A 16,199-nucleotide genomic window follows, 5' to 3' on the forward strand; every position below is an offset into this window, starting at 1 on the left:
CAATCTAGCATGACACATGAGTTTGTCAATGGCGCATGACTGTATTTCTTCGGTGCTACGGGTAAGCACCTATTCGTGATCTTTGGCACGGTAGGGACGGGCCAGCGCCCGGACGTGCCCGGGCACCATCGTCTTGATGCGGGCTGGCGCCTCCCGCTCCAGGTGCACCAGCGTCTCCAGCGCCTTCATCTCGACGCGGGCGCGGGCGAACTCCAGCCCGCGCGGGCCCAGCCGGGGCATCAGCCATGCGACCACGGGGCGCAGCCAGTTCGGCATGCGGCGCAGCGGCAGGCCGCCGGCGGCCCGCTCCAGGTTTTTCAGGAAGCCCTGCACCGCACCGGCGCGCCGCCCGGCGCTGCCCGGCGCCTGGCAGTGCACCTCGTCGCCCAGCAGGTCCAGCAGCGCCTGGCCCCGGGCGTTGCGCACCAGCAGCCACTGCTCACCCTGGCCCCCCATGTAGCCGACGGTGAGGTCGGACAGGGTGTTGGTGTAGTCCACGCAGGTGCGGCAGGTCAGCGGGAAAAAGTCCGGCGGCAGTTTGGACAGCGGCAATTGCAGGAAGGGAATGGTGCGCACCGCGCCGTCCTTCATGCGCATCTCGACCCGGTAGTCGGCGCGGAACTCCAGGTAGTTCACGTCCTGCGGCCGGTCCGAGACGAGTTCGAGGAACTGGTGGAAGCGCTCGGTGCTGGTGTTGTCGGAACAGGGGATGCCGATGACGTGCAGGGCCTGCAGGCCATATTCGCGTTCGAGTTGCGGCTGGATGGCGCGCAGGGCGTAGATCTGGCAGGGGATGCCGATGACCGCCAGGCGCGTGAGGCCCCGCTGCAGCGCCGGCTCGACCAGGGCGATCAGCGGCGCATAACCCATGCGCATGCCGCGGCACAACGCCATGTCCTCGGCCCGGGTCACCACCACCGGCAGGGGCCGCCAGGGATCGTCCGGGTGCGGCGCCATCGCGATCACCGCGTCCACCTCGCCGGTCTCCAGCAGCCGCTGAGCGATGCGGGTGGTGATGCCGGTCCACTGCGCGCCGGGCAGCGGATGGCGCAGGCGGGCCTGGTGCATCTGGCGGAACGGTCCGAAAAAGCGCTCGTCGTCGCCCCCGCTGTCGGCCGTGGCGGGCGCGCCCGCGGTGGCGCGCGTGCGGCCGTGTACCCGCTGCTCCAGCGCCGGGTAGTCGGGCTGGATGAACTGGCATGCCTGGCCGCAGCGGCGCGGGTCGCTGGTGCGCGAGAGTCCGCAGTCGGTGCACAGCCGGCGCGGCGGGCCCTCGGGCAGGTCGGGGTGCCAGGGCGGCTGGGGGGTGTTCACGGCGGGTCCGGCGAGGATCGGGGCAGTGCCGGGTCAGGCGCAGGCCGCCGCCGCGGGCTCGCCCAGGGCCGAGAGGATGTGCGAGGCCACCAGCGCGGGCTGTTCCTCGTGCGCGAGGTGGCCCAGGCCGGGCAGGTCCACCACGCGCGCCTGTGCGGCCGGTGAAAGGCGCGCCAGCACCTCCTGCGCCTGGGCTGGCGGCACGGTGCGGTCTTGCGACGCCGCCAGCAACAGCAGGGGCACCTGCAGCCGCGGCAGGTCGCGAGCGAAGGTCTGCAGGTCCCAGTTGGCCATCATGCCCAGCGCGCCCGCGGCGTGTTCGGGGCACCCGACCAATTGGCGGTACAGGGCGGCGGTGTCGGCGTCGAGCACCGAGCCGGTGCCCTGCAGCAGGCGCTGCAGCACCGTGGGTTCGTGGGCGCGCCAGGCGAACAGCCGCGGCACCCATGGCGCGGCGGCGAGCAGCTTGGCCGCGGGTGCAAACAGCGGTCCGGCCAGCCCGGCCGGCGGCAGCAGGGCGGCGTTGATGCCGACCACCAGACGGGGGGCGATCAGTCCGTCCAGGCACATGCGGATGCCGATGGCCGCGCCGGCCGAGTGCCCGACCACCAGGTCCGGCGTGCAGCCCAGCGCCTTGAGCAGGCTGTGCACTGCGCGCGCCATGCCGGGCAGCGAGAACTGGGGGGCGCCCATGCCGCCGGGCGGGCGGCCGGTGAAGGCGTGGCCGGGCAGGTCCAGCGTCAGCACCCGGCAGCGCCGAGCCAGCAGCGGCGCCAGCGTGCGCCAGGAGTGGGTCGAGGCGCCGGTGCCGTGCAGCAGCAGGGCGCAGGGCGCGTCGGCGCCCGGCCCGTCGAACCATTGGGTGTGCCAGTGCAGTCCGCCGGCCAGCACGAAGCGGCTGTGCTCGTGGTGGGGCCAGCCGGGCCCGTCCCGTTGCCAGTCGAGTCGGCGCGGCATGGTGTTCAGCGGGTGGGACCCGCCGCCCATTGAACCGCCTTCGCCAGCCCCTCGGCCCCCGCATGCGGCAGCGCCAGGTAGGCGGCGCCCATGGCCTCGGCCAGGGTGCGGGCCGGGTCGGAGGGCTGCGGCGAGGTGTCGATCAGCAGGGCGCTCAGCCCCTCGGCGCGGAAGCGCTGCGCGGCGGCCAGCGCGTCCTGCTGGGCCTGCGTGCGCCCCGGCGAGCCGTCGCGTGCGATGTTGGCGCGGCCGTCCGTCAGCAGCACCACGGTGGCCGAGTCGCCACCGCGGGTGAGCTGGCCGGCGAGTTCGGCCGCGGCCGCGATGCCGCTGGCCAGTGGCGTGCCGCCACCGCCGGGCAGGGCGCCCAGGCTGCGTTTGGCGCGCGTGAGCGAGCGGGTGGGCGGCAGCAGCAGCTCGGTGCCGGCGCCGCGAAACGCCAGCACGGCCACCCGGTCGCGCCGCACATAGCACTCGGCCAGCAGCAGCTCGACCGCGCCCTTGGCCTCGGCCAGCCGGTGCAGGGCGGACGAGCCAGAGGCGTCGACCACAAACACCGTGGTGGTCGGCCGGTGCTGCCGGTAGCGCACCACGTGAAAGTCCTCGCGGCGCACGCGCAGCCGCGCCGGCCCGCCCGCGGCTTCCTGCCGCAGGCGTTGCCAGGGCGCCGCTGCGCGCAGGGTGTCCAGCACGTGCAGGCGCGCGCCGGAGCGCGGCTCGGCGCGCCGGCTGCCGACCGGGCGACCCCGGTTGGGGTGTTTGCTCGCGGCACCCGCCCGGCCGGCGGCACTGGCACGGGCCTGGCGCGCCTGGCCGGCCTGCAGTGCGGCCAGCAGCCCGGGCGGGATCGAGGCGCGGACGGCCTCGACCAGCCGGTCTTCCAGCGCGGCCTGCTCGGGCTGTCCGGTGTCTTGTGCGGCGTCGCGGTCTGCCGGGTGTTCGTCGGGTCGGTGCGGAGCCGGCGGGGAGGCAGCGGCCTGCGGAGCCGGGCCGGGTTCGGCAGGCGAAGGGTGCGGATCGGCGTCGTCGCTGGTGGCGGGCGGCGGCATCCGGGTCGCGCGCGGCGCCAGCACCAGCGCGGCGGCCAGGGCGGCGTGCGTGTCGTCGACCTCGTTTCGACCGTCCAGCGCCGCCGCCGCCCGCGCCACCCGCACCGCCATCAGCGGCGCGCGCAGCGAGTCGATGCCCCAGGCCAGCGCCGCCGCGCACAGGCCCTGCAGCACCGGCTCGGGCAGGGTCACGTGGGGCAGTCGCATCTGCGCCCGTTCGATGTCGGCGGCGAGCCAGTCGGGCGGGATCTCTCCCTCGGGCGCAGGTTCGGTCAGCAGGTGCAGGGCCAGCCGGTCCAGCAGCGCGGCCGGCGGGCGCTCCTCGTCGGCCATCCCTTCGTCCAGCGCCAGCAGGGCGAACCGGGCCGGGCTGCGCAGGCTCAGTCCCTCGCGCACCAGCACCACCTGCTGACGGTCGACCACCGCCGACAGGCGGGAGGCCACGCCCGGTGACACGCGCTCGGCCATGGGCAAGACCAGCACGCCGCCATCGGCCCGTGCCAGCAGCCCCGGCTGCGCCACCGGGCGGCCGGTTTCCAGCGTGGCGTTGAGGTCCAGACCGCCGAGCAGGGCGGCGTCGCCGGCGTGGGACGGCACGCGCAGCCAGGGCGAACCGGGTGGCAGCAGCCTGCGCAGCAACGCCAGCCACTGGTCGCGCAGCGGGCCGGCGGGGCCGCGCAGGGCGACGCCGCCCAGGCCGGACGGGTCCACCGCCAGCAGCGCCGCGGCCAGCGCCATGCGGACGCTGAGGCGGGCGCTGTCCCAGGGATTCATGGCCCCAGCAGTTCGGCGACAGCGCGCTCGACCCGCGCGCTGGACCCGCTGTTGTCCAGCGGATTGCGGCGCAGACGGTGCCGCAGCGCCGGCGCGGCGATGCGCCGCAGGTGGGTGTCGCCGACGGCGGCATCGCCCTCCCAGGCGGCCAGGGCGCGTGCGGCGCGCATCAGGGTCAGGTCGCCGCGCAGGCCGTCGGTGCCCAGGGCCATGCACAGCGTGGCGGCCCGTTCGCGCGCGGTTTCGGTCAAGTCCACCTGTGCCAGCCGTGTGCGCGCCGCGAGCAGGCGGCGACGGATGCGCTCGTCCTCCTTCTTCCAGGCCGTCACAAAAGCCTCGCCGTCGCGCTCGAACGCGTCGCGCCGGCGCACCACCTCGACCCGCTCGGCCAGCTGGTCGGGCGTCTTCACCTCGACCGAGAGACCGAAGCGGTCCAGCAGTTGGGGCCGCAGCTCACCTTCTTCGGGGTTGCCACTGCCCACCAGCACGAAGCGTGCGGGGTGGCGCACGCTCAAGCCCTCGCGCTCGACCACGTTTTCGCCCGAGGCGGCCACGTCGATCAGCAGGTCCACCAGGTGGTCTTCCAGCAGGTTGACCTCGTCGATGTAGAGAAAGCCGCGGTTGGCCTGGGCCAGCAGACCGGGTTCAAAAGCCTTGACGCCCTGCGACAGCGCGCGCTCCAGGTCCAGCGCGCCCACCACGCGGTCTTCGGTCGCGCCCAGCGGAAGGTCGACCACTGGCACCGGGATGCTGTGGGACTTGGGCGCTTTGCCCTCGCGCAGGCGGGCGCAGTCGGGACAGCGGATGGTCGGGTCCTGCGGGTCGCAGCCATAACGGCATCCCACCACAGCCTTGATGGCGGGCAGCAGTGCGGCCAGTGCGCGCACGGCGGTCGATTTGCCGGTGCCCCGGTCGCCGAGCACCAGCACGCCCCCGATGCTGGGGTCGATGGCGGCGATCAGGATCGCCGTCTTCATCTCTTCCTGACCCACGATCGCGGAGAAGGGGAATGCATGTGCCATGCAATTCAGTATGGCACAGGCGGTCTGTTTTTAGTGATCTGTACAGATGAAAGTGTCAATATAAATGGACACAGCCGTTGTACCCCTCAGGAAGGGACCGTCCCGTCTTCGGTGAACACGCGTTCATGGCCGGGCGCCAGCGTCGCGTGCCAGCGGTCGTTGCGCTGCAGATGGCCCTGGTCTTCCAGCTGGCGCAGGGTGCGCGCCACCGACTCGCGCGTGGTCCGCAGCAGCTCCGACAGCGCGACATGGCTGGGGATGCGGACCATGCGGGTGCCCTGTTCGTGCGCCAGCAGCATCAGCGTGGCCACCAGCTGGCGGTGCAGGCCGCGCAGCCGCATCGTCTGCCCCCAGTCGGCCAGGCGGGCGATGGTCCGGCTGATCTGTTGGTGCAGGGCGTCCTGGAGGGCCGGGTCCTTGTCCAGGGCGCTGAGCATGGCTGCGACCGGCACTTCGCAGATCCGTCCGGGCGACAGCGCCTGCGCCCCGACCTGTGTGGTCTGGCCCAGCAGGCCCATCAGCCCCATGAGGTGTCCGCGCCCGACCAGCGCCACCGGGCGCATCACGCGATCCGGCCCCAAGCGGGTGAGCATCACCGTGCCCAGCTTGATGGTGCGCACCACTTCCACCTCCGTACCTTCGGCCTGCAAGACCTCGCCTTTGCGGAACCGCTGTTCCAGGATCAGAGGGCCCAGACGGTCCTGCTGAATGCGCGGCAGCTGGCCGACCAGGCAACTGTTGCGCGCTGCACAGCCCAGGCAGTGCAGGGCGGGATCGGCGGGAGGTGCTTCAGAAGGCGACATGGATCGGGCGGTTCGCCGCAGCCGGCGGGTGCAGGGTGTCGACGAACCGTTCCTGGTCCATCGGCGCATCCCTCCCGCGCTTGAGGGTTGGCGGCACATCGCGCCCGGGAGAACCTTGTATTTGCCACAGAGGCCCGAATGGCGGCTTCACAAACTGCGTGTGCCGTCACATTCGTAATAAATAAATGCACCTGAGTTGGGCACTGGCCGCAAGGGAGCAAAGGTTTGCACGCTCGCAGGGGTTAGTGTCGGACGCTTGCCACATGCAGGTCTTTCGCCTTCTTCCAGACGCCGCCTTCCTGCCATGACTTCGCCCAGAGATTCACACCACCCGCTCGCGCTGCGTTCCGACCCGGCGTCGCCGTCGGGGACCGGCACCGTGGTCGATCCGGCCATCGCCGCCCGGCTGGCTTCTGCCGAGCAGACGCTGCGTGACATTTCCCATGCGCTCGCCCACGATCTGCGGACATCGCTGCGGCACGTGGCGAGCTACGCGCAGCTGCTGGGCGATCCTGCCTATGCCGGGCAGCCGGGCCAGGTGACGCGCCTGTCGCACAAGGTGATGGACTCCACGCGGCGGCTGCAACACCTGATGGAGTCGGTCTCTGCGCTGGCGCGGCTGCAGGCGGCGGACCTCCACCCGGTCCATGTGGATGTGGAGAAGATGGTGCGGGTGGTCCTTCGAGACCTTCAGCTGGGCCAGCGCAACCATCCCGTGTCGTGCGTGCTGGCGCCGGGTCTGCCGCCTGCATTTGCCGACGCAGCGCTGCTGCGCCGGGTCTGGGAAGAGTTGCTGGACAACGCGCTGCGCCACTCCCTCAGCCATGAGCGGCCCTGCGTCGAAGTCAGCTACGAGGCGGTGCCTGGTGGTCACGCCTATTTCGTGCACGACAACGGTCTCGGCTTCGAGCCGGAGAAGGCGGCCGAGCTGTTCGGGCTGTTCCAGCGTGCGCAGGGCGCGCCAGCCCCGGGCCTGGGGGTGGGACTGGCCATGGTGCGGCGCATTGTCGAATGCCACGGTGGCCGGGTCTGGGCCACGGCCCGGCCCGGCGAAGGCGCCCGTTTCGGTTTCAGCCTGCCGGCCGACGCGGGCTGAGGTTCGTTCCAGCCAGCGCCCGCCAGAGCATCAGCGGCAGGTCGGCCTTGCCGACGGTTGGTCGCTGCAGCCAGCTCCGGTGATCGATGGCGGCGATTTTGTCCAGGATGCGCAGGCCACCCTGGACCACCAGGCGCAGTTCCCAGCCGGCCCGCCCGGGAATGCGGCGAGCCAGCGACGCCCCATCGAGCATCAGCGCCCGTGCCTCTTGGCACAGGTGGAGAACCGCCTGCCGGCAGCGTTCCTGCACCTCGGGCGGCGCGCCGGCCGAGAAGTCCTCCAGCCGCAGTCCGTGGCGCTGCAGCGCATCGGCGGGCAGGTAGTGCCGCCCCCGGGCGTGGTCGACCGAGATGTCCTGCCAGAAGTTGATCAGCTGCAGCGCGCTGCACACCGCGTCGCTCTGGCGCAGCGATTCACCGTCGTGGATGCCGTACAGGTGCAGGAGCAGGCGCCCGACCGGGTTGGCCGAGAGGCGGCAATAGGCCAGCAGTTCTGCGGTGTCGGCGTACACATGGCCGCTGGCGGTGTGGCGGATGTCCTGCTCGAAAGCGCTCAGCAGGTCGTGCAGCAGTTCGCCCGGCAGCCGGTGGCGTTCCACCGCCCTGGCCAGCGGACCGAATACCTGGGGCCACTGCACCGCCTCCACGGGCTGAGCCGGCGTCGACAGACAGCGCGCCAGCGCAGCGCGATAAGCCGACAGCTGGTCCAGCCGGTCGGGCGCGGTGGTCGTGCCTTCGTCCGCGATGTCGTCTGCGGTGCGCGCGAAGTGGTAGATCGCCACCACCGCCGGACGGATCGCTGCCGGGCAGAGCCAGGACGCCACCGGAAAATTTTCATAGTGACCGACCTCGGTGGTCATTGGGCTGGCGGACGATGGCATGGGCGGCGGGCGCTGCAGGGGTTGACGGGGAAAGGGTGGAAACCGGGCTGCGCGGCAGGCACAGTCGCCGGATTGTGCGTCGACACCGGAACGCCGATGGCGCTAGAATTGATTACTAACCGGTCAGTCATTAATATGGGTGCCAGTCCGCCGCTTCTCTCAACGCTCTCCGCCTTTGCCATGAAGACACTGCTGCATGTCCCTGTCCTGGTGGTTGCCCTGTTGCTGGGCGCCTGTTCCCGTCCCGAAGCGCCCAAGGAACCGGTGCGGGCGGTGAAGCTGATGACGGTGTCCCGCACGGCGGTGCAGTCCCAGAGCGGCTACGCGGGCGAGATCCGGGCGCGGGCCGAATCGCGCCTGGGCTTCCGTGTCGGTGGCAAGCTCGTGCAGCGGCCGGTGGAGGTGGGCCAGCGTGTGGTGGCCGGGCAGTTGCTGGCCCAGCTGGATGCCCAGGACCTGGCGCTCGCGGCACAGGCGGCGCAGGCCCAGATCGTTGCCGCGCAGACCCAGCGCGACCTGGCCGCCGCCGACCTCAAGCGCTTCTCTGACCTGAAGGCCCAGGGGTTCGTGAGCGGTGCCGAAATCGAACGCCGCCAGGCCACCCTTGATGCGGCAGAGGCGGCGCTGCGCCAGGCGCGTGCACAGGGCGCGGTGCAGGGCAACCAGGCTGGCTACGCCCGGCTGGTGGCCGATGGCCCTGGTGTGGTGGTGTCGGTGGAAGCCGAGGTGGGGCAGGTGGTGGCGGCCGGCGCGCCGGTGGTCCGGCTGGCGCGCGATGGTGCGCGCGACGCGGTGATCGCGGTGCCTGAAGACCGGGTGGCGCTGCTGAAGGTCGGTCAGGCCGCACGGGTGCGGCCGTGGACCTCGGGCCAGGCGTCTCCAGAGCCGCTGGCCGCCCAGGTGCGAGAGATCGCTGCCAGCGCCGATCCGCTGACGCGGACCTTCCAGGTCAAGCTTGGCCTGCCCGCCGACGCTCGCGTGGCGCTGGGGACCACGGTGTCGGCGGTGTTTGCCGACGGCGCCTCGGGCGCGCCCGCCGAACCGGCGCCGGTGCGGTTGCCCACCAGCGCTCTCATCCAGGCCAACGGAGGCGGCAAGGACACGGCGGTCTGGGTGTTCGACCCGGCCACCGGACGGGTGAACATGCGCACCGTGGTGGTGTCGGGCGCCGATGGCAACGAAATCCTGGTGGTGTCGGGCCTCAAGGACGGCGAAGAAATCGTCGCGGCCGGTGTGCATGTGCTCTCGCCCGGCCAGCAGGTCACCCGCTTCGCCGCGGCCGGCAAGCCCTGAGGTGGACGATGAGCCAGAGCCATCCCAATCCCTCCGGCGCGCAGGACTCCTGGATCTCGCGCATGAACCTGTCCCAGTGGGCGCTGGACCACCAGGCCTTCACCCGCTACCTGATGATCGTGCTGATGCTGCTGGGCATCGCGGCCTACTTCCAGCTCGGGCAGGACGAAGACCCGCCGTTCACCTTCCGTGCCATGGTGGTGCGCGCCTACTGGCCGGGCGCCACTGCGCAGGAAGTGTCCGAACAGGTGGCCGACCGCATCGAGAAGACGCTGCAGGAGGTGCCCTATGCCGACAAGATCCGCAGCTACTCCAAGCCAGGTGAGACGCTGATCCTGTTCCAGGTGCGCGACAACTCGCCGGCTTCGGAGATCCCGCAGACCTGGTACACGGTGCGCAAAAAGGTGGGGGACATCCGGTCGACCCTGCCGCAGGGGGTGATCGGTCCGTTCTTCAACGACGAGTTCGGCGACGTGTTCGGGGTCATCTACGCGCTGCAGGGCCAGGGTTTTTCCCCGGCCGAGACCAAGCGCGTGGCCGACGAGGTGCGCCAGAAGCTGCTGCGCGTGAAGGACGTGAACAAGGTCGAGCTGTTTGGCGTGCAGGACGAGAAGCTCTTCATCGAGATTTCGCACCAACGGCTGGCCACGCTGGGGCTGGACATGCAGCAGGTGCTGGCATCACTGGGGCAGCAGAACGCGGTCGAGCCGGCCGGCACCGTACAGGCGCCGCACGACGTGGTGCAGGTGCGCGTGGCCGGCGCCTTCGGCTCGGTCGACCAGTTGCGGGCCATGCCGATCCGCGCCGCCAACGGCACCCAGCTGCGGCTGGGCGACATCGCGCAGATCCGCCAGGGCTACATCGACCCGCCTCAGGTGCTGGTGCGCCACAACGGTCTGGACAGCATCGCACTGGGCATTTCCATGACCAAGGGCGGTGACATCATCGCGCTGGGCAAGGCGCTGGAGACCGCGCTGATCGACATCCGCAGCCACCTGCCTGCGGGCATGGAGCTGGTGCAGGTGCAGGACCAGCCCAGCGCCGTCAGTCATTCGGTCAACGAATTCGTCAAGGTGCTGATCGAGGCGGTGCTGATCGTGCTGGCGGTCAGCTTCGTGAGCCTGGGCCTGCACCGCCGCGAGGGCGGCACCGGTCTGCGCCGCTACGTGCTGGACATGCGTCCCGGTCTGGTGGTGCTCATCACCATCCCGCTGGTGCTGGCGATCACCTTCCTGGCCATGCGCTACTGGAACATTGGCCTGCACAAGATCTCGCTGGGCTCGCTGATCATCGCGCTGGGCCTGCTGGTGGACGACGCGATCATCGCGGTCGAGATGATGGTGCGCAAGCTGGAAGAGGGCTACTCCATGGTGAAGGCGGCCACCTTCACCTGGGACGCTACGGCGATGCCGATGCTCACGGGCACGCTGATCACAGCGGCTGGCTTTCTGCCCATCGGGCTGGCCAATTCGACGGTCGGCGAGTACACGTTCGCCATCTTCGCTGTCACCGTGATCGCCCTGGTCATTTCGTGGTTGGTGGCGGTGATGTTCGTGCCCTACCTGGGCGTGCGGCTGCTCAAGGTCAAGGCCCACACCGGGCCGGCGCACGAGGTGTTCGACGGCCCGTTCTACGTGAAATTCCGCGCGCTGGTGAACTGGTGCGTCGAGCACCGCTGGATCACCATCGGTCTGACCATCGTCACCTTCGTGCTGGGCATGGCGGGCATGGGCAAGGTGCAGCAGCAGTTCTTCCCCGACTCGGCCCGCCCCGAGGTGCTGGTCGACATCTGGTTGCCCGAGGGTGCCAGCGTGGCTGCAACGGACGAGGTGGCGCGGCGTGTCGAGGCCCGGCTGGCCCGCGAGCCCGGCGTGTTGAGCGTCAGCACCTGGGTGGGATCGGGCGTGCCGCGCTTTTACCTGCCGCTGGACCAGATCTTTCCGCAGACCAATGTGTCGCAGATGATCGTGTTGCCCGAGGACCTGGCAGCGCGCGAGCGCATCCGCAAGGCGCTGCCCGAACTGCTGGCCACCGAATTTCCCGAGGTGCGCGGGCGGGTCAAGCTCCTGCCCAACGGTCCGCCGGTGCCGTACCCGGTGCAGTTTCGTGTGGTGGGTACCGACCCCGCGGTGCTGCGCGGTCTGGCCGACGAGGTCAAGGGCCTGATGCGGGCCAGCCCCAGCATGCGCGGCGTCAACGACAACTGGAACGAGTCGGTGAAGGCGCTGCGTCTGGAGGTCGACCAGACCAAAGCCCGCGCGCTGGGTGTGTCCAGCCAGTCGATTGCCAACGCCACCCGCACCATCCTGAGCGGCAGCACCGTCGGCCAGTACCGCGATGGTGACAAGCTGATCGACATCGTGCTGCGCCAGCCGCTCTCCGAGCGCGATGCGATCACCAGCCTGGACAACGCCTACATCCCGACCGCCAGCGGCAAGAGCATCCCGCTGTCGCAGATCGCGAAACCGGTGTTCGGCTGGGAGCCGGGTGTGATGTGGCGCGAAAACCGCGACTACGCGATCACGGTGCAGGGCGACGTGGTCGAGGGTCTGCAGGGCGCCACCGTGACCGCCGAACTGCTGCCGGCGCTGCGCCAGGCCGAGGCCGGCTGGCTGGCCAAAGGGCTGACCGGCTACCACGTGCAGGTGGCTGGTGCGGTGGAGGAGAGCAGCAAGGGTTCCTCGTCGATCGCCGCGGGGATGCCAGTCATGCTGTTCATCACCCTTACGCTCCTTATGTTGCAACTGCAGAGCTTCAGCCGCTCAATATTGGCGTTTGTCACCGGGTTCATGGGTATCGCCGGCGTGGCTGGTGCGCTGCTGCTGTTGAACCGTCCTTTCGGTTTCGTGGCACTGCTGGGCGTGATCGCGCTGTTCGGCATGATCGTGCGCAATTCAGTGATCCTGATCGACCAGATCGAGCAGGACCGCGCCCGCGGTGTGCTGGCCTGGGACGCGATCGTGGAAGCTGCGGTGCGCCGCATGCGGCCCATCGTGCTGACGGCCGCGGCGGCGGTGCTGGCCATGATTCCGCTCTCCCGCAGCGTGTTCTGGGGGCCGATGGCGGTGGCCATCATGGGTGGGCTGATCGTCGCGACCGTGCTCACGCTGCTGGCACTGCCGGCGATGTACGCCGCCTGGTTCAGGGTCCGGAAAGACGCCTGAGCACGGATACAATAGAAGGTTGCCGTCGGCGGCGCCCTTGCATCCAGGTGGTCGCCTGCGGCGCCTGTGGGCGCCGCGTGTAGGCGCGCGGGTGGCGAAATTGGTAGACGCACCAGGTTTAGGTCCTGACGCCAGCAATGGTGTGGGGGTTCGAGTCCCCCCCCGCGCACCACAACACCGACAGACAGATCCTCACCGGCCGGCTCCGCTGGTCGACCGCTTTCCTGATTGGAGATAACCATGACCGTGACCGTTGAAACCCTGGAGAAGCTGGAGCGCAAGATCACCCTGACGCTGCCGGCCGACGTGATCCAGAACGAAGTGGCCAAACGCCTCAAGCGCCTGGCCCGCGATGTGAAGATGGACGGTTTCCGTCCGGGCAAGGTGCCCATGAACGTCGTGGCCCAGCGCTACGGCTATTCGGTGCACTACGAGGTCATGAATGACAAGGTCGGCGAGGCCTTTGCCAACGCCGCTGGCGAAGCCAAGCTGCGCGTGGCCGGCCAGCCCCAGATCACCGAGAAGGAAGGCGCCCCCGAAGGTCAGCTGACCTTCGATGCTGTGTTCGAGGTCTATCCCGATGTGAAGATTGGTGATCTGTCGACCGCGGAGATCGAAAAGGTCAGCACCGAAGTGAGCGACGCGGCCATCGACCGCACGCTGGATATTCTGCGCAAGCAGCGCCGCACCTTTGCTCAGCGCGCCGCCGACCAGGCCGCTGCCGACGGTGACCGCGTGACCATCGACTTCGCCGGCAAGATCGATGGTGAGCCGTTCGAAGGCGGCAAGGCCGAAGGCTTCCAGTTCATCGTTGGCGATGGCCAGATGCTCAAGGAGTTCGAAGACGCCGTGCGCGGCATGAAGGCCGGCGAGTCCAAGACCTTTCCGCTGCCCTTTCCTGCCGATTACCACGGCAAGGATGTGGCCGGCAAGACGGCGGACTTCCTGGTAACGGTCAACAAGATCGAAGCCGCCCACCTGCCCGAAGTGGACGAGGCTCTGGCGAAGTCGCTGGGCATTGCCGACGGTACGGTCGAGGCTCTGCGTGCCGACATCAAGAAGAACCTGGAGCGCGAAGTCAAGTTCCGCGTCCAGGCCCGCAATAAGCAGGCGGTGATGGACGCCCTGGTGGCCAAGGCCGAGCTGGACCTGCCCAAGTCGGTGGTGCAGTCCGAAGTCGACCGTCTGGTGGAAGGTGCCCGCGCCGACCTCAAGCAGCGTGGCATCAAGGACGCCGACAAGGCTCCGATCCCCGCCGAACTGTTCCAGGAGCAGGCCGAGCGCCGCGTGCGCCTGGGTCTGGTGGTGGCCGAGCTGGTGCGTGCCCATGAGCTGCATGCCAAGCCGGAGCAGATCAAGGCCCACATTGAAGAGCTCGCGTCTTCCTACGAAAAGCCGGCCGATGTGGTGCGCTGGTACACCAGTGACAACCGCCGCATGGCGGAGGTCGAGGCGGTGGTGATCGAAAACAACGTCACCGAGTTCGTGCTGTCCAAGGCCAAAGTCACCGACAAGGCCGTGGGCTTTGACGAGCTGATGGGCCAGGCCTGAGGGTCTGTACGGCGCTAGTCGCCGTGACAGGGCATCGGAAGGGCGGAGCGATCCGCCCTTCTTGTTTTGGGCCACACCTTGTGTTTTGACACAGGCACGCCATATGCAAGCCTCGGGCAAAACCGACACCCGGATCGCGACTTTGTCGGGTTGGTTACAGTAGTGACATTCAAGCACTTACACATTGGAGAAACGCATGAGCGCAATGGACATTCAGGGTCTGGGTATGGTGCCCATGGTGATCGAGCAGTCGGGCCGCGGCGAGCGCGCCTACGACATCTATTCCCGCCTGCTCAAGGAGCGCGTGATCTTTCTGGTGGGGCCGGTCAATGACCAGTCGGCCAACCTGGTGGTGGCGCAGCTGCTGTTCCTGGAAAGCGAGAACCCGGACAAGGACATCTCCTTCTACATCAACTCACCGGGCGGCTCGGTGAGCGCCGGCATGGCGATCTTCGACACCATGAATTTCATCAAGCCCGATGTGTCGACGCTGTGCACCGGCATGGCCGCCAGCATGGGCGCGTTCCTGCTGGCCGCTGGTGCCAAAGGCAAACGATTTGCGTTGCCCAACTCCAAAATCATGATCCACCAGCCGCTGGGTGGCACCCAGGGTCAGGCGACGGAAATCGAGATCCACGCCCGCGAGATCCTCAAGACCCGCGAGCAGCTCAACAAGATCCTGGCCGAGCGCACCGGTCAGCCGCTGGAAAAGATCGAGCGCGACACCGAGCGTGACTACTACCTGTCAGCCGCGGAGTCGGCCGAGTACGGCCTGATCGACAAGGTGATCGACAAGCGTCCTGTGGCGGGCTGATCGCTTTCGCAGCCAAGACCACCATGGGAAAGAGGCTTTCTGACGGCGGATTTCGCCCTGAATGGGGTCCTTTTCCTTGGTTTCGGGCCCGGCGGGCTTGATCTATCATTGTTTCCAACTTTCCCACCAGGTAGTCCCACCTCCAGACCATGGCCGACAAAAAAGCCGCTTCCGGCGAAAAGGCACTCTATTGCTCGTTCTGCGGCAAAAGCCAGCATGAGGTGAAGAAGCTCATCGCGGGACCTTCGGTGTTCATCTGCGACGAGTGCATCGACCTTTGCAACGACATCATTCGTGATGAACTGCCCGGACTGGAATCGGTCAAGACCGCGTCCGACGACCTGCCCACGCCTGCGGACCTGAAAAACAATCTCGACAGCTACGTGATCGGCCAGGAAGCCGCCAAGCGAGCCCTGGCGGTGGCCGTCTACAACCACTACAAGCGCCTGCGGCACAAGCAGTCCGCTCGCAAGGACGACGTCGAACTGGCCAAGAGCAACATCCTGCTGATTGGGCCCACCGGCTCCGGCAAGACCCTGCTGGCCCAGACCATGGCGCGCATGCTCAATGTTCCGTTCGTGATGGCCGATGCCACCACACTGACCGAGGCTGGCTACGTTGGCGAGGATGTGGAGAACATCGTGGCCAAGCTGCTGCAAAGCTGCAACTACGACGTCGAGCGTGCGCAGCAAGGGATCGTCTACATCGACGAAATCGACAAGATCACGCGCAAGTCGGACAACCCGTCGATCACCCGTGACGTGTCGGGTGAGGGGGTTCAGCAGGCGCTGCTTAAGCTGGTCGAAGGCACTATGGCCAGCGTGCCACCGCAAGGTGGTCGCAAGCACCCCAACCAGGATTTCCTGCAGGTCGACACCACCAACATCCTGTTCATCTGTGGCGGCGCTTTCGCAGGCCTCGAAAAGATCATCGAGAACCGCACCGAGGCTTCGGGCATGGGGTTCGGTGCCGTCGTCAAGAGCAAACAGCAGCGCAGCCTGACAGAAGCCTTCAAGGACATCGAACCGGAGGACCTGATCAAGTTCGGGCTCATCCCCGAGTTAGTGGGGCGCCTGCCAGTGATTGCCAGTCTGGCCGAGCTCAGCGAGGACGCGCTGGTCGAAATCCTCACCGAACCCAAGAACGCGGTGGTCAAGCAGTTTTCCCGGCTGCTCGCGATGGAAGGGGCCGATCTTGAAGTGCGACCTGCTGCGCTCAAGGCCATCGCCCGCAAGGCGCTGGTACGGAAGACGGGCGCCCGAGGCTTGCGTTCCATACTGGAAAACGCCTTGATCGACACCATGTTCGAACTGCCGGGGATGAGCAACGTGGAGAAGGTGGTGGTCGACGAGTCCACCATCGAAGAAAACAAGCCCCCCCTGCTGGTGTACCGCGAGGCGGCCAAGCAGGCCTGATTGCGTGCGTCGAGAGGGCGAAAGTCAGTGGTGTGCGTCACCCGCTTTCGCCCGTCAAACATCTAGA

The 16,199-nt window shown here is 68.5% G+C and carries 12 protein-coding genes and 1 tRNA gene; 7 read left to right on the plus strand and 6 right to left on the minus strand.

The window, feature by feature from the left end; all coding sequences use genetic code 11:
* Positions 1-69: 69 nt before the first annotated feature.
* From ACFOPI_RS19370 to ACFOPI_RS19390, 5 genes are all read right to left on the minus strand, one after another.
* Positions 70-1,314 carry a Coenzyme F420 hydrogenase/dehydrogenase, beta subunit C-terminal domain gene (locus ACFOPI_RS19370; RefSeq protein ID WP_382177547.1) on the minus strand — a complete coding sequence of 415 codons (1,245 nt, stop codon included), beginning with the start codon at positions 1,312-1,314 and terminating at the stop codon, positions 70-72.
* Positions 1,315-1,347: 33 nt separating this feature from the next.
* On the minus strand, positions 1,348-2,271 hold the full coding sequence (gene bchO, locus ACFOPI_RS19375) for an alpha/beta fold hydrolase BchO (RefSeq protein WP_382177550.1): 924 nt from the start codon (positions 2,269-2,271) through the stop codon (positions 1,348-1,350).
* A gap of 5 nt (positions 2,272-2,276) precedes the next feature.
* A complete protein-coding gene (locus ACFOPI_RS19380) occupies positions 2,277-4,094 on the minus strand; it encodes a magnesium chelatase subunit D (protein ID WP_382177552.1) in 1,818 nt (605 codons plus the stop codon).
* Positions 4,091-5,116: a magnesium chelatase ATPase subunit I gene (bchI, locus tag ACFOPI_RS19385; protein WP_382177554.1), complete on the minus strand. Its 1,026-nt coding sequence runs from the start codon at positions 5,114-5,116 to the stop codon at positions 4,091-4,093. Before bchI ends, ACFOPI_RS19380 begins: the two co-directional genes overlap by 4 nt.
* 86 nt (positions 5,117-5,202) lie before the next feature.
* Positions 5,203-5,919 carry a Crp/Fnr family transcriptional regulator gene (locus ACFOPI_RS19390; RefSeq protein ID WP_382177557.1) on the minus strand — a complete coding sequence of 239 codons (717 nt, stop codon included), beginning with the start codon at positions 5,917-5,919 and terminating at the stop codon, positions 5,203-5,205.
* Between the two features lie 304 nt (positions 5,920-6,223).
* Between ACFOPI_RS19390 and ACFOPI_RS19395 the strand changes: the two genes are divergently transcribed.
* The gene (locus ACFOPI_RS19395; RefSeq protein WP_382177560.1) at positions 6,224-7,015 is read left to right on the plus strand and encodes a sensor histidine kinase; all 792 of its coding nucleotides are present in this window, start codon (positions 6,224-6,226) and stop codon (positions 7,013-7,015) included.
* On the opposite strand, the gene hpnC is transcribed toward ACFOPI_RS19395, so the two are convergent.
* Entirely contained in the window at positions 6,990-7,895 is a 906-nt protein-coding gene (hpnC, locus tag ACFOPI_RS19400) for a squalene synthase HpnC (RefSeq protein ID WP_382177563.1), read from the minus strand. The genes ACFOPI_RS19395 and hpnC overlap by 26 nt on opposite strands.
* Positions 7,896-8,075: 180 nt before the next feature.
* On the opposite strand from hpnC, the gene ACFOPI_RS19405 reads away from it, so the two are divergent.
* The 6 genes from ACFOPI_RS19405 to clpX all read left to right on the plus strand — a co-directional run bounded on the left by ACFOPI_RS19405 (position 8,076) and on the right by clpX (position 16,132).
* A complete protein-coding gene (locus tag ACFOPI_RS19405) occupies positions 8,076-9,188 on the plus strand; it encodes an efflux RND transporter periplasmic adaptor subunit (RefSeq protein ID WP_382177566.1) in 1,113 nt (370 codons plus the stop codon).
* Between the two features lie 8 nt (positions 9,189-9,196).
* Positions 9,197-12,352 carry an efflux RND transporter permease subunit gene (locus ACFOPI_RS19410; protein ID WP_382177569.1) on the plus strand — a complete coding sequence of 1,052 codons (3,156 nt, stop codon included), beginning with the start codon at positions 9,197-9,199 and terminating at the stop codon, positions 12,350-12,352.
* Positions 12,353-12,437: 85 nt separating this feature from the next.
* Positions 12,438-12,524: transfer RNA gene (locus tag ACFOPI_RS19415), tRNA-Leu, on the plus strand.
* A 68-nt stretch (positions 12,525-12,592) separates the two neighbouring features.
* Positions 12,593-13,903, plus strand: a complete 1,311-nt coding sequence (gene tig, locus ACFOPI_RS19420) for a trigger factor (RefSeq protein ID WP_382177572.1) — start codon at positions 12,593-12,595, stop codon at positions 13,901-13,903.
* Between the two features lie 196 nt (positions 13,904-14,099).
* Complete coding sequence (clpP, locus tag ACFOPI_RS19425; RefSeq protein ID WP_382177575.1) at positions 14,100-14,717, plus strand: ATP-dependent Clp endopeptidase proteolytic subunit ClpP; 618 nt, start codon at positions 14,100-14,102, stop codon at positions 14,715-14,717.
* Positions 14,718-14,866: 149 nt separating this feature from the next.
* A complete protein-coding gene (gene clpX, locus ACFOPI_RS19430; protein ID WP_382177578.1) occupies positions 14,867-16,132 on the plus strand; it encodes an ATP-dependent Clp protease ATP-binding subunit ClpX in 1,266 nt (421 codons plus the stop codon).
* Positions 16,133-16,199: the final 67 nt, after the last annotated feature.

The sequence above is a fragment of the Hydrogenophaga luteola genome (assembly GCF_042648585.1).
Classification (GTDB): Bacteria; Pseudomonadota; Gammaproteobacteria; order Burkholderiales; family Burkholderiaceae_C; genus Hydrogenophaga; species Hydrogenophaga luteola.

Bases quoted from the DNA above. Each gene is read 5' to 3' on its own strand.
- bchO (WP_382177550.1), bottom strand. From the start codon at position 2,271: ATGCCGCGCCGACTCGACTGGCAACGGGACGGGCCCGGCTGGCCCCAC.
- ACFOPI_RS19380 (WP_382177552.1), bottom strand. From the start codon at position 4,094: ATGAATCCCTGGGACAGCGCCCGCCTCAGCGTCCGCATGGCGCTGGCC.
- bchI (WP_382177554.1), bottom strand. From the start codon at position 5,116: ATGGCACATGCATTCCCCTTCTCCGCGATCGTGGGTCAGGAAGAGATG.
- ACFOPI_RS19390 (WP_382177557.1), bottom strand. From the start codon at position 5,919: ATGTCGCCTTCTGAAGCACCTCCCGCCGATCCCGCCCTGCACTGCCTG.
- ACFOPI_RS19395 (WP_382177560.1), top strand. From the start codon at position 6,224: ATGACTTCGCCCAGAGATTCACACCACCCGCTCGCGCTGCGTTCCGAC.
- hpnC (WP_382177563.1), bottom strand. From the start codon at position 7,895: ATGCCATCGTCCGCCAGCCCAATGACCACCGAGGTCGGTCACTATGAA.
- ACFOPI_RS19405 (WP_382177566.1), top strand. From the start codon at position 8,076: ATGAAGACACTGCTGCATGTCCCTGTCCTGGTGGTTGCCCTGTTGCTG.
- ACFOPI_RS19410 (WP_382177569.1), top strand. From the start codon at position 9,197: ATGAGCCAGAGCCATCCCAATCCCTCCGGCGCGCAGGACTCCTGGATC.
- tig (WP_382177572.1), top strand. From the start codon at position 12,593: ATGACCGTGACCGTTGAAACCCTGGAGAAGCTGGAGCGCAAGATCACC.
- clpP (WP_382177575.1), top strand. From the start codon at position 14,100: ATGAGCGCAATGGACATTCAGGGTCTGGGTATGGTGCCCATGGTGATC.
- clpX (WP_382177578.1), top strand. From the start codon at position 14,867: ATGGCCGACAAAAAAGCCGCTTCCGGCGAAAAGGCACTCTATTGCTCG.